This window comes from Novosphingobium sp. PY1 (assembly GCF_017312445.1).
Taxonomy (GTDB): Bacteria; Pseudomonadota; Alphaproteobacteria; order Sphingomonadales; family Sphingomonadaceae; genus Novosphingobium.
Map to the genome: position 1 here is coordinate 91,154 of NZ_BLTI01000003.1, position 19,850 is coordinate 111,003.

The 19,850-nt window shown below is 66.0% G+C and carries 16 protein-coding genes; 9 read left to right on the top strand and 7 right to left on the bottom strand.

From position 1 onward, the window contains the following. Positions 1-15 precede the first annotated feature (15 nt). Complete coding sequence (locus J3474_RS03405; protein ID WP_207093097.1) at positions 16-1,752, bottom strand: bifunctional UDP-sugar hydrolase/5'-nucleotidase; 1,737 nt, start codon at positions 1,750-1,752, stop codon at positions 16-18. Positions 1,753-1,913: 161 nt separating this feature from the next. Between J3474_RS03405 and J3474_RS03410 the strand changes: the two genes are divergently transcribed. Beyond that, positions 1,914-3,044, top strand: a complete 1,131-nt coding sequence (locus J3474_RS03410; RefSeq protein ID WP_207093098.1) for a patatin-like phospholipase family protein — start codon at positions 1,914-1,916, stop codon at positions 3,042-3,044. Positions 3,045-3,072: 28 nt separating this feature from the next. After that, positions 3,073-3,855, top strand: a complete 783-nt coding sequence (locus J3474_RS03415) for a 3-hydroxybutyrate dehydrogenase (RefSeq protein WP_207093099.1) — start codon at positions 3,073-3,075, stop codon at positions 3,853-3,855. Positions 3,856-3,900: 45 nt separating this feature from the next. Here the strand turns inward: J3474_RS03415 and gltX are convergent, their stop codons facing one another. From gltX to J3474_RS03435, 4 genes are all read right to left on the bottom strand, one after another. Then, the gene (gltX, locus tag J3474_RS03420) at positions 3,901-5,241 is read right to left on the bottom strand and encodes a glutamate--tRNA ligase (RefSeq protein ID WP_207093100.1); all 1,341 of its coding nucleotides are present in this window, start codon (positions 5,239-5,241) and stop codon (positions 3,901-3,903) included. Between the two features lie 62 nt (positions 5,242-5,303). Further along, entirely contained in the window at positions 5,304-6,302 is a 999-nt protein-coding gene (locus J3474_RS03425; protein WP_207093101.1) for a zinc-dependent alcohol dehydrogenase family protein, read from the bottom strand. A gap of 84 nt (positions 6,303-6,386) precedes the next feature. Beyond that, positions 6,387-8,090, bottom strand: a complete 1,704-nt coding sequence (locus tag J3474_RS03430) for an NAD+ synthase (RefSeq protein WP_207093102.1) — start codon at positions 8,088-8,090, stop codon at positions 6,387-6,389. Between the two features lie 179 nt (positions 8,091-8,269). Continuing rightward, the gene (locus J3474_RS03435; RefSeq protein WP_007012924.1) at positions 8,270-8,443 is read right to left on the bottom strand and encodes a hypothetical protein; all 174 of its coding nucleotides are present in this window, start codon (positions 8,441-8,443) and stop codon (positions 8,270-8,272) included. Positions 8,444-8,611: 168 nt separating this feature from the next. Between J3474_RS03435 and J3474_RS03440 the strand changes: the two genes are divergently transcribed. The 5 genes from J3474_RS03440 to metH are packed head-to-tail and all read left to right on the top strand — an operon-like array spanning position 8,612 to position 14,749. Then, positions 8,612-9,613 carry a metalloregulator ArsR/SmtB family transcription factor gene (locus J3474_RS03440; protein ID WP_207093103.1) on the top strand — a complete coding sequence of 334 codons (1,002 nt, stop codon included), beginning with the start codon at positions 8,612-8,614 and terminating at the stop codon, positions 9,611-9,613. Then, the gene (gene metF / locus J3474_RS03445; protein ID WP_207093104.1) at positions 9,610-10,512 is read left to right on the top strand and encodes a methylenetetrahydrofolate reductase [NAD(P)H]; all 903 of its coding nucleotides are present in this window, start codon (positions 9,610-9,612) and stop codon (positions 10,510-10,512) included. Before J3474_RS03440 ends, metF begins: the two co-directional genes overlap by 4 nt. Continuing rightward, positions 10,512-11,573 carry a homocysteine S-methyltransferase family protein gene (locus J3474_RS03450; RefSeq protein WP_207093105.1) on the top strand — a complete coding sequence of 354 codons (1,062 nt, stop codon included), beginning with the start codon at positions 10,512-10,514 and terminating at the stop codon, positions 11,571-11,573. Before metF ends, J3474_RS03450 begins: the two co-directional genes overlap by 1 nt. A gap of 19 nt (positions 11,574-11,592) precedes the next feature. Further along, positions 11,593-12,129 (top strand): GNAT family N-acetyltransferase, encoded by a 537-nt coding sequence (locus tag J3474_RS03455; protein WP_013834379.1) that lies wholly within the window; start codon positions 11,593-11,595, stop codon positions 12,127-12,129. Between the two features lie 16 nt (positions 12,130-12,145). Then, the gene (gene metH / locus J3474_RS03460; RefSeq protein WP_207093106.1) at positions 12,146-14,749 is read left to right on the top strand and encodes a methionine synthase; all 2,604 of its coding nucleotides are present in this window, start codon (positions 12,146-12,148) and stop codon (positions 14,747-14,749) included. A gap of 92 nt (positions 14,750-14,841) precedes the next feature. Here the strand turns inward: metH and J3474_RS03465 are convergent, their stop codons facing one another. Continuing rightward, positions 14,842-15,021, bottom strand: coding sequence for a hypothetical protein (locus J3474_RS03465; protein WP_041559133.1), 180 nt, complete (start codon positions 15,019-15,021; stop codon positions 14,842-14,844). A gap of 247 nt (positions 15,022-15,268) precedes the next feature. Between J3474_RS03465 and recQ the strand changes: the two genes are divergently transcribed. Further along, positions 15,269-17,059: a DNA helicase RecQ gene (recQ, locus tag J3474_RS03470; protein WP_207093107.1), complete on the top strand. Its 1,791-nt coding sequence runs from the start codon at positions 15,269-15,271 to the stop codon at positions 17,057-17,059. A gap of 214 nt (positions 17,060-17,273) precedes the next feature. Here recQ and J3474_RS03475 read toward each other — a convergent pair whose 3' ends face one another. Further along, positions 17,274-18,752, bottom strand: a complete 1,479-nt coding sequence (locus J3474_RS03475; RefSeq protein WP_207093108.1) for a L,D-transpeptidase family protein — start codon at positions 18,750-18,752, stop codon at positions 17,274-17,276. Positions 18,753-18,924: 172 nt separating this feature from the next. Between J3474_RS03475 and J3474_RS03480 the strand changes: the two genes are divergently transcribed. Further along, positions 18,925-19,815: a DMT family transporter gene (locus J3474_RS03480; RefSeq protein WP_207093109.1), complete on the top strand. Its 891-nt coding sequence runs from the start codon at positions 18,925-18,927 to the stop codon at positions 19,813-19,815. Positions 19,816-19,850 lie beyond the last annotated feature (35 nt).

Here is a 19,850-nt window from a genome sequence, read left to right on the forward strand (position 1 = left end):
CGAGACTGATGTCGGTCAGTTCCTGCGTTCGATGGCCCGCTGCTCCTGCGGCACCTGCCGCACCGGAACCGCTCCGATCCACTGCTGGAAGGCATCGGTATCGACCATGCCCTTGCGGACATCCCTGCCACTGGTGAAAGTGACGAAGCCGTCGCCGCCCTCGGCCAGGAAGTTATTCACGGTCACGCGGTAGTCGGCCTGCGCATCGACGGGCTTGCCGCCGATCGTCAAGGTCAGCAGGCGCTCACCCGCAGGACGCCCCAAGTCGTAGGTAAAGCGCACGTTTGCGGAAGGAGCAAGTACCTGCTGGACTTTCGCCCGGCTCAGCCCGTCCTCGATCGCATCGCGCACTTGCGCGCCGGTCAGCGTCATCGTCACCAGGGTATTGTTGAAGGGCTGGACCGCATAGATCTGCCCGAAGGTCACTTCTCCGCCCGCTCCCGGATCGATCGGCGCGCGGATGCCGAAGGGGTTGGTGAAGGCGATCTGCGCCCCGGCCTCACGGCTGGCGGCAAGCTGTGCATCGGCGATCAGGTTGCCCAGCGAACCGCCGGTCATGCCCTCGTTCGCCGCCTTCGAGGCCGGCCCTGACAAGCGCCCCACGGGCCGCGAGACTTGCGCCTGTGCATCCTCGACATAGCGCGCGACATAGGCGCTGACGTCGGCGCGCGGCCGGAACGCGGGATAGAGCGCCGTATTGGCAACGGCCCCGCGCCCGCTGGAATAGGCCTGCGACTGGACGATGACGTTGTGCGCCTTCTTGGCGAGAACGCGATGCCTTGCAGGGTCGATGGTAAGCGTGATGTCGGTCACCGCCTTGCCGTAGACATTCGCGCTCGTCAGCAGGATCGGCCGCGACGGATCGATTTCTCCGTAATTGCACACATAGGCCCAGTGGGTGTGGCCCGAGACGACGACGTCGACGCGCGGATCGATCCTGGCAAGGATCGGCAGGATGCCGCCGTTCAGCCCCTCGCAGCCATTGGGATCGGATTCGCCGGTCGTCTTGCCGCCCTGATGGATCAGCACGACGATGGCATCGGCCCCCGCTGCCTTGAGGCGAGGCACCTCTCGGTTGATCGCCTCGGCCTCGTCCCCGAAGATCAGTCCCCGGATCTGCTCTGGCGCGACCAGCGTGGGCACTTCGCGCAGCGAGAGGCCGATGAAACCGACTGTCACCTTGCTGGCGCCCGAACCGAAGGTCTTCATCCCCGTGGCAGGAAACAGCGTCGAACCGTCGGGCTTGTATGTGCTGGCCGCGAGATACCGGTAGCCTGCGCCCTTGAATTGCTCGAGCTGGCAAGGCTGGAGCCGCGTGTATTTCTCGCAGCCGCCATCCTGCAGGCGCTGCAGTTCCTTCCAGCCGCGGTCGAATTCGTGGTTGCCGACCGCGTTGAACTCGAGCCCGATGCGGTTCATCACGCCGACCGCAGGCTCATCGAGATGCAGCGAGGAGGCAAGCTGCGAAGCACTGGTCAGGTCGCCGGCGGCCACCACCACGTTGTTGGGATGCTCAGCCTTGAGCGAATCGACGGCCGAGGCGAGCCACGCCGCCCCGCCTGCCGGCACCGCGACCGTGCCGCCCTTCCCGTCCGGCGCCCCGACAGAAGCCTTCGGCGGCTCAAGCGCCCCGTGGAAATCGTTGATGGCGATGATCCCCACATCAACGGGCGCGGCCGTCTGGTCTATCGCCTGGGGGGTAGTGCAGGCCGCCAGCAGACCAAGCAGGGCAAGGGAAAGTAAGCGTTTCATGGAAGCGGCTTATCTCGCCTGAACATGACGGCGGCAAGACGAAGACGCGCGAACAGGGGCCACGATCGCGGCATCGCCGATTCTTTGCAGGCGGGGGTTGCAAGGCGCCCGATGCGCCCCCACCTGCTGCAGTGCAACATTCCCATGAGCAGGACCCTGCCATGAATGCCCATAGCCACGCGCCTGATGGCGACACGCAAACCGTACTCGTCCTGCAGGGAGGCGGCGCACTCGGCGCCTACCAGGCCGGCGTGTTCGAAGCTCTGGCCGAACACGGCGCGGCGCCGGACTGGATCGCGGGAATCTCGATCGGCGCGATCAATGCCGCGATCATCGCCGGAAATGCGCCCGAAGACCGCTTGCCGCAACTGCGTCGTTTCTGGGACCTGGTCTCCTCGGAATTGCAATTCCATCTGGACGAGCGCATCGGCTTCGCCCGCCGTGCCTTCAACGAAGCATCGGCCTTCCTTGCCGCGACCGTCGGCATTCCCGGCTTCTACAATCCGCGCCTGTTCCCGCCGCTCAACCCGGAATGGCCGGCGGAACTCGATTCGCTCAGCTACTACGACACCGCGCCCTTGCGTGCGACCTTGCTCGAACTAGTCGATTTCGAGCGGATCAACCGCTGCGAGACCCATTTCAGCGTCGGTGCAGTGAACGTGCTCAATGGCAACTTCGCCTATTTCGACAATCGCGAACGCACGATCGGCCCGGAACACATCATGGCCAGCGGCGCGCTTCCCCCCGGTTTCCCGCCGGTCCAGATCGACGGCGAATGGTACTGGGACGGCGGCCTCGTTTCCAATACCCCGCTGCAATACGTGCTCGACAACCGCAGCCAGTGCGAGATGACGGTGTTCCAGGTGGACCTGTTCAGCTCTCGCGGGGAAGAGCCGCGCACGATGGCCGATGTCGCCCAGCGCGAGAAGGACATCCGCTACTCCAGCCGCACCCGCCTCAACACCGACATGTCCCGCCGCCTCCATGCCTTGCGCGCAGCGGCGCATCGCCTCGCCGACCGGCTGCCCGAGGAATTCAGGGACGATCCCGATCTTGCCGCGCTGCTTTCCTGCCGTCCGGCCGGGCCGGTTGCGGTGATGCACCTGATCAATCGCGGAAAACCATACGAATCCAATTCGAAGGACTACGAGTTCTCGCGCATGACGGTTAACGAGCACTGGGACGCGGGCAAGGCGGACGCGATCCACTCGCTCGATCATCCGGACTGGACGGGCCGCCGCCTGCGGCCCGATGAGATCATTACGTTCGACCTCGCCAGCGATTGCCGCTGAGCATCCGAAAGAGAGCAGGAGCAGGTACATGAAGCTGAAGGACAAGGTCTGCATCGTCACCGGCGCGGCGAGCGGGATCGGCAATGCCATCGCGCACCGCTACGCCGCCGAGGGAGGCAAGGTGACGATCGCCGATCTGAACATCGATGCGGCAGAGAAGGCAGCTTCGGACATCCGCGAGAAGTTCTCCGTCGAGGCGATGGCCGTGGCCATGGACGTAACCAGCGAGGAACAGGTCAACGATGGCGTCGCCAAGGTCGTCGATGCCTGGGGCACGGTTGACGTCCTCGTGTCCAACGCGGGAATCCAGATCGTCAACCCGATCGAGGAATTCGCCTTCGCCGACTGGAAGAAGATGCTCGCCATTCACCTAGACGGCGCATTCCTGACTTCCAAGGCGGTGATCCCGCACATGTATCGGCAAAAGTCCGGCTCGATCATCTTCATGGGCTCGGTCCATTCCAAGGAAGCGAGCCCGCTCAAGTCCGCCTACGTCACCGCCAAGCATGGCCTGCTCGGCCTTTCGCGGGTGATCGCCAAGGAAGGCGGCAAGAAGGGCGTGCGCACCAACGTGATCTGCCCGGGCTTCGTGAAGACCCCGCTGGTCGACAAGCAGATCCCCGAACAGGCCAAGGAACTGGGCATTTCCGAAGAGGAAGTCGTCAGCAAGGTCATGCTCGGCCAGACCGTCGACACAGAGTTCACCACGGTCGAGGACATCGCCGAAGTGGCGCTGTTCTTCGCTGCCTTCGAAACCAATGCGCTCACCGGCCAGTCGCTGATCGCCAGCCACGGCTGGTGCATGGAATGAGGGCCTGACGCCGCCGCCTTACAGACCGATTTCCTCGCGGGGCGCTCAGCCCTGCGAGGCGGTCAGTAGACGTTCAAGCGCCGCATCCCGCCCGATCAGGGGCAGCAGGGCGGCCATGTCCGGCCCATGCTCGCGCCCGGTCAGCGCCTGGCGCAGCGGCAGGAACAGCGCCTTGCCCTTGCGCCCGGTTGCAGCCTTGAGCGCGCCGGTCAGCGCCTTCCAGGCATCGGCCTGCCAGTCCATCGCCGTCAGCGTCTGCGCCGCCAGCGCAAGGTAGGCCTTCGCCTCGTCGTCGAATGCAGGCGCCTCGACCGGGCCGGTCACGACCTGCCACCAGTCCGCCGCCTCATGAACGTGCGAGAGGTTGGGCCGCACCGTTTCCCAGGCCGCGGCGTCCATGCCCTCCGGCAAGCGACCCGCGGCGGCCTCGTAAGGCATGACATGGACGATGGCGGCGTTGATGCGTTCCAGTTCCGCCTCGTCGAAGCGCGCAGGCGCTCGGCCGAAACGGGACAGGTCGAAACTTTCCGCGAGCGCCGGCCCGTCCAGCGCGGGATCGACCGGGTCCGAGGTCCCGAGACGCCCCAGCAGGGCAACGACGGCCTGCGGCTCGATACCCGCCTCGCGGAAATGCGCGACGCCCAGCGAGCCAAGCCGCTTGGACAGCTTGCCCTCGGTACCGACCAGCAGCGCCTCGTGCGCGAAACGCGGCGGCGCGGCGCCCAGTGCTTCGAACATCTGGACTTGGGCGGCGGTGTTCGACACGTGATCCTCACCGCGCAGGATGTCGGTCACGCCCATGTCCACGTCGTCGATGGCCGAAGGCAACATATAGAGCCATGAACCGTCGGCGCGGCGGATCACCGGGTCCGACATCTGCGCCGGATCGAAGTGCTGGGGACCGCGAATGCCGTCCTCCCACGCGATCGCGCTTTCGCGGTCGAGCAGGAAACGCCAGTGCGGCATTTCGCCCGCCGCGATCTTCGCCGCCTTCTCCTCTTCACCGAGATTCAGCGCCGCCCGGTCATAGATCGGCGGCAGCCCCCGGCCGAGGAGGACCTTGCGCTTGAGTTCCAGTTCCTGCGGACTTTCCCAGCAGGGATAGACCCGCCCTGCGGCTTTGAGCCGCTCGAACTCGCGCTCATAAAGCGCGAAGCGGGCAGACTGGCGCTCCTCGCCCTCCGGGTGGATCCCGAGCCAGGCGAGGTCGGCGCGAATCGCCTCGACGTACTCCTCGCGGCTGCGTGCGGCATCGGTATCGTCGATGCGCAGCACGAAGCGTCCTCCCGCCTGCTCGGCCAGCAGCCAGTTATGCAGCGCCGTACGGATATTGCCGACATGCAGGTGCCCGGTGGGCGAAGGAGCGAAGCGCGTGGTGACCGTCATGGCCGCTGCGATTACGGCGCGCGGTGCGCGGCGTCAAAGGGACAGTTCGCTCTTGCCTTGGATCACCCGCCACTCGGCAGGAGAACGGCCGCCCCCTGGACTGTGCCCGCACGCAGCGCCGCCAGCGCCCCTGCCGCCTGGTCGAGCGGGAAGGTCTGTGTGGCGATGCGCAGGTCGGCGCGCTGCGCGGCTTCGAAGAAGCTCGTGCCATCCTCCCGGGTCAGGTTGGCGACCGAGAGGATGTGCCGTTCGCCCCACAGGTCAGCGTAAGGGAACGAAGGGATGTCGCTCATGTGGATGCCCGCGCACACGACCCGCCCGCCCTTGCGCACGGCCTTGAGCGCAAGCGGCACCAGTTCGCCCACCGGCGCGAAGATCAGGGCGGCGTCGAGTTCTTCCGGGGGCGCTTCGCTCGATCCACCGGCCCACACGCAGCCGAGCGAGCGGGCGAAGGCCTGGCCTTGGAGGTCGCCATCGCGCGTGAAGGCGTGAACACGCCGTCCCTGCCACACCGCGATCTGGGCAAGGATATGCGCCGCCGCACCGAAACCGTAGAGCCCGATCACCGGGGCCTGCCCGGCAAGGCGCAGGGCCCGCCAGCCGATCAAGCCCGCACACAGGAGCGGGGCGGCCTCCACGTCGGAAAAGCGCTCGGGCAGCGCGAAGCAGAAATGGGCATCGGCTGTCACGTGGGTGGCATAGCCGCCGTCGCGCGTGGCGCCCGTGAATTGCGGCCGGTCGCACAGGTTCTCCTGCCCATCCCGGCAATAGCGGCAATCCCCGCAGCTATGACCGAGCCAGGGGATGCCAACCCTCTCACCGACGGCAAAGCCCGACACGCCCTCTCCCAGCGCGATCACGTGCCCGACGATCTCGTGCCCCGGAATGACCGGATAGTGCGCCGCGACTTCGCCATCGAGAACATGCAGGTCGGTGCGGCAGACACCACAGGCGGCGATCTTCACCAGCACTTCGCCCGGCCCGGGCTGCGGCACCGGCCTCTCCACGCGCCGCGGCACCTGATGCGGACCGTCGATCTGCATCGCCGTCATCAAGTCCATCGCCGTTCCCTTCCTGCCTCGCCCGGTGGCCGGAACGGGAAGTTTACGCCCAGGGGCCGGGAAACAGAAGCGCCGAGACGATTCTCAGGTCGACGAGCTGCCCGCTGTGCCCAGCGGCACGTCGCTGACTTCACCGCCGCTGCGGAAGGCGTGGGTGATCGGATAGCGACGGTCGCGGCCGAAATTGCGCGCGGTCAGCTTCACGCCCGGAGGTGCCTGGCGTCGCTTGTATTCGGCAAGGTGCAGCAGCCGTTCGACATGCTCGACCGTCGCGCGATCGAAACCTTCGGCAACCACCTGCTCCACGCTCTTGTCGTGCTCGACCAGGCCGAGGAGGATCGGGTCGAGCATGTCGTAAGGCGGCAGGCTGTCCGAATCGCGCTGGTTCGCCCGCAGCTCGGCCGTCGGCGGCTTGGTGAACATGCGTTCGGGAATCAGCGGGCCTTCTGGCCCAAGGCCAATCCGTGGAACGTGCCGGTTGCGCCAGCGCGAGATCGCGAAGACAGTCATCTTGTAGGCGTCCTTGAGCGGATTGTAGCCGCCCGCCATGTCGCCGTAGATCGTGGCGTAGCCGACGCTCATCTCGCTCTTGTTGCCGGTGGTCATCAGCATCGGCCCGAACTTGTTGGACAGGGCCATGAGCGCGGTGCCGCGCACCCGCGACTGCAGGTTTTCTTCCGCCAGTCCGCGATTCGTGCCGTCGAAAACCTCGCCGAGCATGGCATCGAAACCGTCCACCGCGGAGCCGATCGGCATGACCGAATAGCGAATGCCCAGCGCCCTTGCGCAAGCTGCGGCATCGTCGAGGCTTTCCTGGCTGGTGAAGCGCGACGGCATCATCACCCCCCAGACCCGCTCCGCCCCGAGCGCGTCGACGGCAATGGCGGCGCATGTCGCCGAATCGATTCCACCCGACAGACCCAGCACAACGCCCGGAAAGCCGTTGCGGTTCACATAGTCTCGCAGCGCCAGGACCATGGCGCAGTAGATATCCTCGGGATGCTCGGCGAGCGTTTCCAGTTGTCCGCGATCGCAGCGCCAGCCCTGCGCCGTTTTGGTCCAGTTGGTCTGGACGACCTGCTCTTCCCAGTCGCGCAGCTGGACGGCGAGGCCGCCGTCGCCATTGATGACGAAGCTCGCCCCGTCGAAGACCAGCTCGTCCTGCCCGCCGACGCGATTGAGATAGGCGAGCGGCAGGCCGGTATCGACCGCGCGGCGCTTGGCCACGCCTTCGATACGCAGCGCGTCCTTGTTGATCTCGTAAGGGCTGCCGTTGACGCAAATGAAGATCTCGGCGCCGAAATCGGCAAGATGGCGGCAGACTTCGGGCTGCCAGATATCCTCGCAGATCGGGACGCCGATCATCGTGCCGCGCAGGATCATCGGTTCAGGAAGCGGTCCGGGCTGGAACAACCGCATCTCGTCGAAAGTGCCGTAGTTGGGCAGCTCATGCTTGAGGCGGACGGCAGCGACCTTGCCCTGGTCGAGCAGGGCAACCGCGTTGTGCAGCGCACCATCGAGGACGATAGCCGTACCGACCAGCATCGCGGGCCCGTCCGAGGCGCTCGCCCTGGCAAGCGTCTGCAGCTCGGCAGCGGCCCGTTCGATCAGCGAAGGCTTGAGAATGAGATCCTCGGGCGGATAGCCGACGAGGTGCAGTTCGGGAAATACGATCAGGTCGGACCCTGCGGCCTGCTTGCGCACCGCCAATACGCCCTCTGCATTGCCCGGGATGTCCCCCACCGACTGGTTGAGCTGCGCGAGGGTGATCTTCAGCGTATCGGGCATAGGCGAAGTGATGCCCGCGCCTCAGGTGTCATGCAAGTAGAACGCAAATAAAAAACCCTCCCGGATGGGAGGGCTTTTCCCCGTCCGAAGACGGGATCTTCCGTTGGTCCCGCAGGATGCAGGCGGAAGGCAACTGGGGGTCGGCGTGCCGGATGGCTGGCGCCGAACCCCCGGCCGGATTACATCGCTTCGGTAGCTTCCTCGGTGGGAGCGTCCGTCGCGTCGCCGGTCATCATTTCACCGGGAACGGTTTCAACCGACTCGGTACCTTCGTCGGTCGGAGCTTCCGAACCGCAAGCTGCGAGAGCCAGAGCGGTAGCCGACGCGAACACGGCGTAAGCAATCTTCTTCATGCGAATCCCCTTGCATTGTTTGGCGCAGGCGCCAACGCTTGCAGGCAAGCCTGCAGCGCCATTCTTTAGACGAGGTTATGGTGCAACGCAAATAGGAAGTAGAGGGGGCAAAACCCGCTGAAATCCTAGGGGTTGCGCACATATAAAGATATCTTTATATGCTTTTCCATGCGGATCGACCCTCTCCTGCGGGCTCTTTCGGAGCCGACGCGCCTGCGCATCATGCGTCTTCTGGCGCACATGGAGCTTGCCGTCGGCGAGCTTGCCCAGGTGCTTGGGCAGAGCCAGCCGAGGGTCTCTCGCCATATCCGAATCCTGTGCGATGCCGGCCTTGCCGAACGCCGCAAGGAAGGCAGCTGGGTCTTCCTGCGCAGCGCCGTGAGCGAGAACGGGGCCCCGCCGCTGGGGGCCGCCGCGGCCCGCCTACTTGCCATCGCTGAGCGCGACGACATGACCTTCTCCGCGCGCTGCGCCGAGGATCGCCGCCACCTTGCCGCGATTCGCGCCGCGCGAGAGGCAAGCGCCGAAGCCTACTTTGCCCGCCATGCACAGGAGTGGGATACGCTGCGCCAGCTCCATGGCGCCGACGAGCCGGTAGAGGCCGCGCTGCTCGGCAAGCTCGACGGCGAGAAGGCAGGCAAGCTGCTCGACATCGGCACCGGCACCGGACGCATGGCCGAGCTTCTCGCCGACCGCGCCAGCCACGTCACCGCGCTCGACAAAAGCCCGGAGATGTTGCGAATTGCGCGCGCCCGCTTGCAATCTTTGCCATCGGACAAGCTCGATCTGGTGCAGGGCGACTTTACCGCGCTGCCTTTCGCCGAAGCGGCATTCGATACCGTGCTGTTCCACCAGGTCCTGCACTTTGCTCAGGAACCCGCGACCGTACTGGCCGAAGCCGCACGCGTCACCCGCCCGGGCGGGCGCATCGCCGTCGTCGATCTCGCCGCGCATGAACGCGAGGAACTGCGCGAGCGTCACGCCCACGCCCGACTCGGCTTTTCGGACGAGCAGATGCTCGGACTTCTCACCGACGCGGGCTTCGCGCCCGAATCGCCCGCGGCTCTGCCGGGGGACCCTCTCACCGTGAAAATCTGGACGGGACGCCGCAGCTCAGGCACGGCGCCCGCGAACCAGGATAATGCTAAAGGAAAGGCCGCGCGCCCATGACCGCCGCAATCCGACCGGCTGACGCTCCCCTGTTCGGGGTGCAGCCGGGCGATATCTCCGTCTCCTTCGAATTCTTCCCGCCCAAGACGGAGAAGATGGAGATGCAGCTCTGGGAAGCGATCACCCAGCTTGCCCCGCTCCACCCGAGCTTCGTCTCGGTCACTTACGGCGCGGGCGGCTCGACCCGCGAACGGACCCATGCCACGGTCTCGCGGATCATCCGCGAGACCGACCTCGTGCCCGCCGCCCATCTTACCTGCGTTGCGGCGAGCAAGGCCCAGATCGACGAGATCGTCGACCGCTACTGGGAAGCGGGCGTGCGCCATATCGTCGCCCTGCGCGGCGACCCGCCGCCGGCCGACGGCAGCATCTTCGTGCCCCACCCGGAAGGCTACGCCAATGCCGCCGATCTGGTCGCCGGGATCAAGGCGCGCCACGACTTCGACATCTCGGTCGCCGCCTATCCCGAAATCCACCCCGAAGCGACGAGCGCCGAGACGGACCTCGACAACCTCAAGCGCAAGCTGGATGCAGGCGCCTCGCGCGCGATCACCCAGTTCTTCTTCTCGACGGACGCCTATTTCCGCTTTCTCGACAAGGCGCTGTCCGCCGGGATCACTGCGCCGATCCTGCCCGGCATCATGCCGGTAACCAGCTTCGCCGCGATCCGCCGCATGTCGGGCAATACCGAGATCCCCGCCTGGCTCGAGGCCATGTTCGAAGGTCTCGACGATCGCCCCGGCCCGCGCGCCCTCGTCGCCGCGGTCGCCGCCGCCGACTTGTGCAAGCGCCTTTATGACGGTGGCGTACGCGACTTCCACTTCTATACTCTCAACCGCGCCGAGCAGGCTTACGCGATCTGCCAGCTTCTCGGCCTGCGCCCCAAGGAGATCGGCTGATGTCGCCTCGCGAAACTTTCCTGGCCGAGGCTGCCAAGCGCATCCTCATTACCGATGGCGCCTTCGGCACGGAAATCCAGAACTGGAAGCTCGCCGAAGCGGACTACGCCGGTAACCTGGGCCTCAGCCACGAGCAGAAGGGCAACAACGACATCCTTGCGCTGTCCAAGCCCGAGGTGCCCGAGGCGATCCACCGCGCCTACTTCGAGGCAGGCGCGGACATTGCCGAGACCAACACCTTCTCGGCCAACCGCATCAGCCAGGCCGACTACGGCGCCGAGCACCTCGTGCGCGAGATCAACGTCGAATCGGCCCGTCTCGCCCGCAAGGTCGCCGACGAGTTCCAGACCAGGGACGCCGCAAGCGGTATTTCGCGCCCTCGCTTCGTGGCCGGCGCCATCGGCCCGACCAACAAGACCCTGTCGCTCAGCCCCGACGTCAACGACCCGGGGTACCGCGAAATCGACTGGGACACGCTGGTCGACGTCTACAAGGAACAGGCCGCGGCGCTCGTCGAGGGCGGAGCGGACTTCATCCTCATCGAGACGGTGTTCGACACGCTCAACGCCAAGGCCGGCATCATGGCGGTCAAGCAGCTCGAGGCCGAGCTGGGCCGCGAAGTGCCGATCATGCTGTCGATGACGCTGACCGACCTTTCGGGCCGCAACCTTTCCGGCCACACGGTCGAGGCGTTCTGGCACGCGGTACGCCATGCCCGGCCGATCACGATCGGGCTCAACTGCTCGTTCGGCGCCACCCAGCTGCGCCCGCACGTCAAGACGCTGTCGGAAATCGCCGATACGCTGATCATGATCTATCCCAACGCGGGCCTGCCCAACGAACTGGGCGCCTACGACGAAATGCCCGACACGACCGCGGGCTTTGTCGGCGAGTGGGCCGTCGCGGGCCAGGTCAACGTGCTGGGCGGCTGCTGCGGCTCCACCCCGGCCCATATCGCGGCAATCGCGCGGCAGGTGAAGGGCGTTGCCCCGCGCAAGGTTCCCTCACTGGAACCGGTAACGCGGTTGGCCGGCCTCGAACCCTTCATCATGGCAGCTTGAAGAGGCAGGAACCCTGGCCATGGACGACATACCCATCTGGCGCATCCGGCAGGCGGCCCCCGACGATGCGGAGGCCCTCTCGCTCATCGGTTCGGCGACGTTTCTCGAGAGTTTTGCGGGTATCGTCGACGGTAGCGGCATCGTTTCCCACTGCGTCCACCAGCACAGCGCCGAGACCTACCGCGCCTACCTGGCCAAGGGCGCCAAGGCCTGGCTGGCGGAAGTCGAACCGGGCCACGCCCCCGTTGGCTACGCCATGGTCTGCGCACCGGAACTGGAACTGGCGCAGGAGGGCGACCTCGAACTCAAGCGCATCTACATGCTCTCGCGCTACCAGGGCACGGTGCTTGCCAGCGCCCTGATGCAGGCGGTCGTCGCCGCGACCCCGGGCCATACGCGCCTCCTGCTCGGCGTGAAGGAAGACAACCACCGCGCCCTTTCGTTCTATGCCAAGCACGGCTTCGAGACGATCGGGACCCGCCGCTTCGATGTCGGCGGCAAGACTTATGACGACTTCGTACTGGCGCGCGTGCTGACGCCCGTTCCGGCACAGTGATTCAACGAGAAAAGCAATGACCGCGACACCTTCATCTGCCCGTTTCGTCAATGTCGGCGAGCGCACCAACGTCACCGGATCGGCCAAGTTCAAGAAGCTGATCATGGCCGGCGACTATCCCGCCGCCGTCGAAGTGGCCCGCCAGCAGGTCGAGAACGGCGCGCAGGTGATCGACGTCAACATGGACGAAGGCCTGCTCGACGCCGTCGAGGCGATGACCACCTACCTCAAGCTGATCGCCGCCGAGCCCGACATCGCGCGCGTTCCGGTGATGATCGACAGCTCGAAATGGGAGGTGATCGAGGCCGGCCTCAAGTGCGTGTCCGGCAAGCCGATCGTCAACTCGATCAGCATGAAGGAAGGCGAGGCACCGTTCCTCGAACAGGCGCGCAAGTGCATGACCTACGGCGCCGCCGTAGTCGTCATGGCCTTCGACGAAACCGGCCAGGCCGACACCAGGCAGCGCAAGGTCGAGATCTGCAAGCGCGCCTACAAGCTGCTCACCGGCATCGGCTTCCCGCCCGAGGACATCATCTTCGACCCCAACGTCTTCGCCGTCGCCACCGGCATCGAGGATCACGACCGCTACGCGCTCGACTTCATCGAGGCGGTGAAGGAAATCCGCGAGGCCTGCCCGCACGTCCATTTCTCGGGCGGCCTGTCGAACCTGTCGTTCAGCTTCCGCGGCAACGAGACGGTGCGCCGGGCAATGCACTCGGTGTTCCTCTACTATGCGATCCCGGCCGGGCTCGACATGGCAATCGTCAATGCCGGACAGCTCGACGTCTACGACCAGATCGACCCGGTGCTGCGCGACGCCTGCGAAGACGTGATCCTGATGCGCCGCGAGGATGCGACCGAGCGCCTCATCGAACTCGCCGAGAGCTTCAAGGGCCAGGACAAGGCCGCCGAAAAGGCCGCCGAGGAATGGCGCGGGTGGGAAGTGACCAAGCGGCTGGAGCACGCGCTGGTGAAGGGCATCGATGCCTATGTCGTCGAGGATACCGAGGAAGCGCGCCAGGCCGCGGCAGACCGTGGCGGTCGGCCGATCGAGGTGATCGAGGGCCCGCTGATGGACGGCATGAACGTCGTCGGCGACCTGTTCGGCTCGGGCAAGATGTTCCTGCCGCAGGTCGTCAAGTCCGCGCGCGTCATGAAAAAGGCCGTCGCCCATCTCATCCCCTTCATCGAGGCGGAGAAGGAAGAAGGCGCCAAGGCCAAGGGCCGCATCATCATGGCCACCGTCAAGGGCGACGTCCATGACATCGGCAAGAACATCGTCGGCGTCGTCCTGCAGTGCAACGGCTACGAAGTGATCGACCTGGGCGTCATGGTTCCCTGGTCGAAGATCCTCGAGAGCGCGAACGAGAACGATGCCGACATCATCGGCCTCTCCGGCCTCATCACCCCCTCGCTCGACGAGATGGTGACCGTGGCCGAGGAAATGCAGCGCGCGCAGATGAACATCCCGCTGCTGATCGGCGGGGCGACGACCAGCAAGGTCCACACCGCGCTGCGCATCGATCCGGCCTACGAAGGCCCGGTGATCCATGTGCTCGACGCCAGCCGCGCGGTCGGCGTCGCCTCGCAGCTGCTGTCGGACACGCAGGCCGAAGGCTTCAAGTCCTCGGTCGCCATCGACTACCAGAAAGTGCGCGAGGCACGCGAGGGCAAGGGCCAGTCGGACCTGCTGGCGCTGGCCGATGCCCGCGAGAACGCGTTCAAGCCCGACTTCGCCGACAAGGCCCCCGCCCCGGTACAGCCCGGGTTGCACGTTTTCGAGGCATGGGACCTCGCCGATCTCGTCGAGACGTTCGACTGGACGCCTTTCTTCCGCGCCTGGGAACTGGCCGGTACCTACCCGGCGATCCTCGAGGACGAAGTGGTGGGCGAAAGCGCCCGCAACCTGTTCGCCGACGCCAAGGCGATGCTGGAAAAGATCGTCAGCGAGAAGTGGCTGACGGCCAAGGGCGTCTGCGCCTTCTGGCCCGCTCACCGCGAAGGTGACGACGTTCTGCTGGAAGACGGCACCCGCCTTCCCTTCCTGCGCCAGCAGTTCAAGAAATCGCGCAGCCGCGCCAACTTCTGCCTTTCGGACTTCATCGATACGCAGGACGACTGGCTCGGCGGCTTCGCGGTCGGCATCCACGGCATCGAACCGCACCTCGCACGCTTCCAGGCCGCACACGACGACTATTCGGACATCCTGCTCAAGGCGCTGGCCGACCGCTTCGCCGAAGCCTTCGCCGAACGCCTGCACAGCCACGTGCGCACCACCCTGTGGGGCTATGCGCCGGAAGAGCAGTTCACCAACGAAGCGCTGATCCGCGAGGAATATCGCGGTATCCGTCCGGCCCCCGGTTACCCGGCCTGCCCGGACCACTCGCTCAAGCCGATCCTGTTCGACCTGCTCAAGGCGCAGGACAATGCCGGAATCGTGCTGACCGAAAGCCAGGCGATGCTGCCGACCGCCGCGGTTTCGGGCTTCTACTTTGCCCATCCGGAAAGCCAGTATTTCGGCGTCGCGCGCATCGGCCGGGACCAACTTGAGGACTACGCCGGACGGCGCGGGGTGGAGCTGGCGACGGCCGAACGCTGGCTGCGTCCCAACCTCGACTGAGCGACAACGCGCTCGCAAGCCGACAGGGCCCGCACGTTAACGGGTTCCGGGCCGCCCCCGCGCCCGGAACCCGCCCCCCACGACAGACCTGCCTACCGGCCGGCCTGCACCGGCCGGCGGCCGGGAACGGGAAAATGACCGGTCGCGGCGATCCAGCGCGGCATCCCTGCCGAGGCCGGGGCCAGGGCGGCCTGGGTGGTCTGCGCGGCCTGGGTGGCCAGGCGGACGGCTCCGCCGATCATTCCGAAAATCTTTCCTGCAGTCGGTTCCATGTGCCTGATCCCTCGCATGTGCAGCCCGCTTGCCGGGGCTGTCTTTCGATGAACCCAATATGGCGCCAGGCGGCGGGCGGGTCTGTGCGCGTCTGCACAGCGCTGCTGTGATTTATCCCACATGCCCCGGATCGAACCGGTTTGCGCATGTCCGGGCGCGAAATCTTCGCAGGCCGGACACCGCAACGGCGGAAAATTAACCCCCGGGCGGTTCCCAGGCCATGGCCGCGTCTGCCATAAGCCCCCCGTGCCTGTTGCCGACCTGCTTCCCGACGCACTCGATGCCCTTCACGCCACTTTCGGCTTCACCGCCTTTCGCGGCGTGCAGGAACATGTCGTCTCGCGCGTGCTGGCGGGCCAGTCGACGCTGGCGGTCATGCCCACCGGCGCGGGCAAGTCGCTGACCTACCAGCTTCCGGCGGTCATGCTGGAAGGCACTTGCGTGGTCGTCAGCCCGCTGATCGCCCTGATGCACGACCAGTTGCGTTCCGCCACGGCCAACGGCATCCGCGCCGCGACCCTCACCAGTGCCGATACCGACCGCGAAGTGACCATCGACCGGTTCCGCGAGGGCGAGCTGGACTTGCTCTACGTCGCCCCGGAACGCGCCAGCCAGCCGCATTTCCGCGAGCTGCTATCCAAGGCGCGCGTCTCGCTCTTCGCCATCGACGAAGCGCACTGCGTTTCCGAATGGGGGCACGATTTCCGGCCCGACTACCGGCTGCTGCGCCCGCTGCTCGACGCATTTCCGCAAGTACCGCGCCTTGCCCTTACCGCGACCGCGGACCACCATACCCGCGCCGACATCCTCGCCCAGCTCGGCATTGCCGATGACGGCCTGATCGTCGCCGGGTTCGACCGGCCCAACATCCGCTATGCGATCCGCCCGCGCGAGAATGCCGCGCGCCAGCTCAAGACGCTGCTGGAAGAGAACCCCGGCCCCGGCATTATCTACGCCCCGACCCGCGCCCGCGTCGAGCAGCTGGCCGAGACCCTGGCCGCCACCGGTCGCCGGGTCCTGCCCTACCACGCCGGTCTTTCGCCAGAGATCCGCGCACGCAACCAGGCGGCCTTCGTTGCCAGCGAGGACATGGTGATGGTCGCCACGGTCGCTTTCGGCATGGGCATCGACAAGCCCGACGTGCGCTTCGTCGCCCATGCCGGCATCCCCAAGTCGATCGAGGGCTACTACCAGGAAACCGGACGCGCCGGGCGTGACGGCGACCCTTCCGTCGCGGTGATGTTCTGGGGGGCGGACGACTTCGCCCGCGCGCGCATCCGCTTGTCGGAAGTGGAAGAGCGCCGCCAGCAGTCCGAGCGCCAGCGGCTCGATTCGCTGGCAGGGCTGGTCGAAACCGCCCAATGCCGCCGCGCCGTCCTGCTCCGCCACTTCGGCGAGGACCCCGCGCCCACTTGCGGCAACTGCGACAATTGCCTTGAACCCCCGGGCGTCGCCGACATGACCGAACTGGCGCGCAAGCTGCTTTCGGCCGTTTATCGCACCGGGCAGTCCTATGGCCTGGGTCACCTCGAAAAGGTGCTGGCCGGCATCGCCGACGACCGCGTGCTCCAGCGCGGGCATGACCAGCTTTCGGTCTTCGGGATCATGACCGAGGACGAAAAGCCCCTGCTCAAGCCGCTGGCCCGCGCGCTGCAGGCCCGAGGCAGCCTGATCCCGACCGAACACGGTGGCCTCGCACTGGGCGGCGATGCGCGCGAAATCCTCAAGGGCGAGGCCAGCGTGCCGATTGTCCTGCCCCCCAAGCGCGAGCGCAAGCGGCGTGGCGGCGCAAGCAGCCGCGACACCGGCGCCAATCCCGTCGGCAATCCGCTGTTTGAAGCGCTTCGCGCGCTGCGCCGCGATCTCGCCGCAGAAGCGGGCGTGCCGCCCTACGTCATCTTCCACGATTCCACCTTGCGCGAGATGGCGACGGTCCAGCCCGCGTCGCTCGCCGCAATGGGCGAAATCGGCGGCATCGGTTCGCGCAAGCTCGACGCTTACGGCGATGCCTTCCTGGCGGTAATCCGACAGTTCTGAGACGCTTCGACGGCGAACTTCCGGTTCAGGTTACGCTGCCGAGAATGCTCGGCGCGCTCCGACAGATGGATCCTGAAACGCGTTCAGGATGACAATCGAGACGATTGACGTGGCTTTGCCCCAGCCAGTTCCATCATCCCCGCGCAGGCGCGACCCCGGATCGGGTCCGGGGTAACGACGCCACCAGGCATTGCAGTAGGCTGCGCTGCGCCGCTCAGAGCGGGTTGTCGAGTTCGATGATCTCTTCGTCGCTGGTGCGCTGCGTGGTCTTGAGCTGGCGCGGCTGGGTGAAGCTGTCGAGCACCGGCTTGTCGCGACCGTAGATGTCGTTGAACTGCTTGAGTTCCCCGTCGATCGAGCGAGCGATGGTGAAGTAGGTCAGGTACACCGGGAAGGTGCGGGTCATCTCGACCTTGGTATATTCGCCCGAGCGCGAGATGTCGGCCGCTTCGGCTGCCGGCATCTTGGCACCGAGGATCGCCATGGTCATGCCCAGCTCCACCGCGCGTTCGGTGCGGATGCAACCGTGGCTGAAGGCCCGGACGTCCTCATCGAAGTACTGCTTGGCAGGCGTGTCGTGCAGGTAGATCGCGTGCGGGTTGGGCATGTCGATCTTCATCAGGCCCAGCGAGTTTGTCGATCCCGGCTGCTGGACGACGTAGATCGTCCCGTCAGCGCCCTTGGTCGCCTTGTAGCCGGCAGCCTTGGCCCAGCGCGGGTTGTTCAGGACTTTCTGGCCGAGGCCCTCGCCCTGCACGATCGATTGCGGGACCGTCCAGGTCGGGTTGAAGACGACCGCCGTCACTGTCTCGGCCAGCTGCGGGGTCGCAGTGCGCCCCGGCTTGCCGACGACCGTGCGGTAGGTGCGGATGATCTTGTTCCTGACCGTCAGGCGCAGCTGGAACTCGGGCACGTTGGTCAGCAGGTAGACATCGCCGAGGTCGCGGGCGAGCCAGCGCCAGCGGTCCATGTTGGCGCGGATCAACGCGCGCTTGGCCTTGTTCGCCATCGGCGTTGTGGCCAGTTCGGCCTTGAGGGCGGCATAGTCGGGCACCGTGGGCGCCAGCTTGTCGACCACGCCCGGGACGTCATGGTCGGACAGGGCCTGCGCCATGATCTGCGCGGTCGGCATGTCGTCCTGGTCGGGATCGACCGCGAACCACTGCACCCGCGCTTCCATCGGTGTACGCCCGTCGCGCAGGTCCTCGATCAGCCAGGCGAAGACCTTGCTCGCCAAGGCATCGAGCGCATCGCTTTCGCCGCCGGCAATGGCGGCCTTGAGTGCTGCTGGCTGGTAGTCGGCCGGAAGCAGGCCTTCCTTGCCGATATATTCGATCGTCGAGAGCAGCGCCTTGGCATCGGCCAGCGACCACGACATCACCGGTTCGGCCAGGAAGATCGGCTGCACGACCGGTTCGGACACCGTGCCGTTCGCGCCCGGCAACGGCTGCTGGCTGGCGGGATTGACCGGGGACTGCATCGGGATCGTCGCTGGAGCGGGCGATGTGGCCGGAGCAGTCGTCGCCGTCGCGGGCTTGGTCGCGGCAGGCGCAGGCTTGGCCGCAGCCGGCTTGGGCAGGATGTCCTCGGGCATCTCGGTCTTGATGCGCTGCGCAAGCACGGGCTGCGCCGTCAGGCTTACCGCCATCGCCGTCGAAAGCGCCGTAAAGCCGAACCGCTTGAAACTCGTCATATTCTTCGAAACCTGCCCGATATTCTCTAGAACCAAGGAACTGCCGCAAGGAGCCGTTCACGAAGCGCTTACGGCCCCGATTTGCTCCCTCATAGCCTACTCTTCAAGGATTTGTCCTGAGCCTGCGATGAATTGCTTGCGCACAAATGAACCGGGCCCGACAGGAGGGGCCATGCAAGCGGATTCGAGCAAGCCGGTGTCCACACTACTGCCTGTCCTGTCCGTCTGCACGGGAATTGCGGCGTTCAGCGCCATGGATGCGGCGATGAAAGGGGCCTCGATCGCCACCGGGGTCTTCACCGCACTGCTTTTTCGCAATATTTTCGGCACCCTGCTCGCACTACCGATCTGGTTTTTCGCGGGAAGGCCGCTGCCGAACCGCAAGGTCCTGCGCATCCATGCCCAGCGCGCCGCCATCGTTGCGGCCATGGCCGGGCTGTTCTTCTATGGCCTTGTGCGAATCCCGATGGCGGAAGCGATCGCCCTGTCATTCATCTCGCCGATCGTCGCGCTCTATTTCGCCTCGCTTCTGCTCGGCGAGAAAATCCGCCCGCAGGCCATAGTTGCCGCCGCGATGGGCGTCATCGGCGTACTGATCATCGCTGCCGGCCGACTGGGCGACGGCAGCTATTCGCCTGAAGCCGTCGAGGGTGTCGCCGCGATCCTCTGCTCGGCCCTGTTCTACGCCCTCAACCTGGTGTTCCAGCGCAAGCAGGCGCTGCTGGCCGGCCCGGTCGAGATCGCGCTGTTCCAGAATCTTATCGTCGCGATGATATTCCTGGCTTTTTCGCCCTGGCTGGCAGTGACGCCCGACGCCGCCAGCCTGCGCCTGACCCTGGCCGGAGCGGCCCTCGCGACGATGGCGATCCTGTTCCTGTCCTGGGGCTATGCCCGCGCGGAAGCCCAGGTTCTGGTTCCGATCGAGTACACCGGCTTCCTCTGGGCAGCCCTGTTCGGCTGGCTGCAATTCAGCGAGGAGGTGGGAATTGCGACTGTGGGCGGCGCACTGCTGATCGTCGTGGGATGTCTAATCGGCGCAAAAAACGCGAAAACCGGCCCTTAGTAGCAGGGCGCCCCCCCTTGACCTGAGACCCGTGA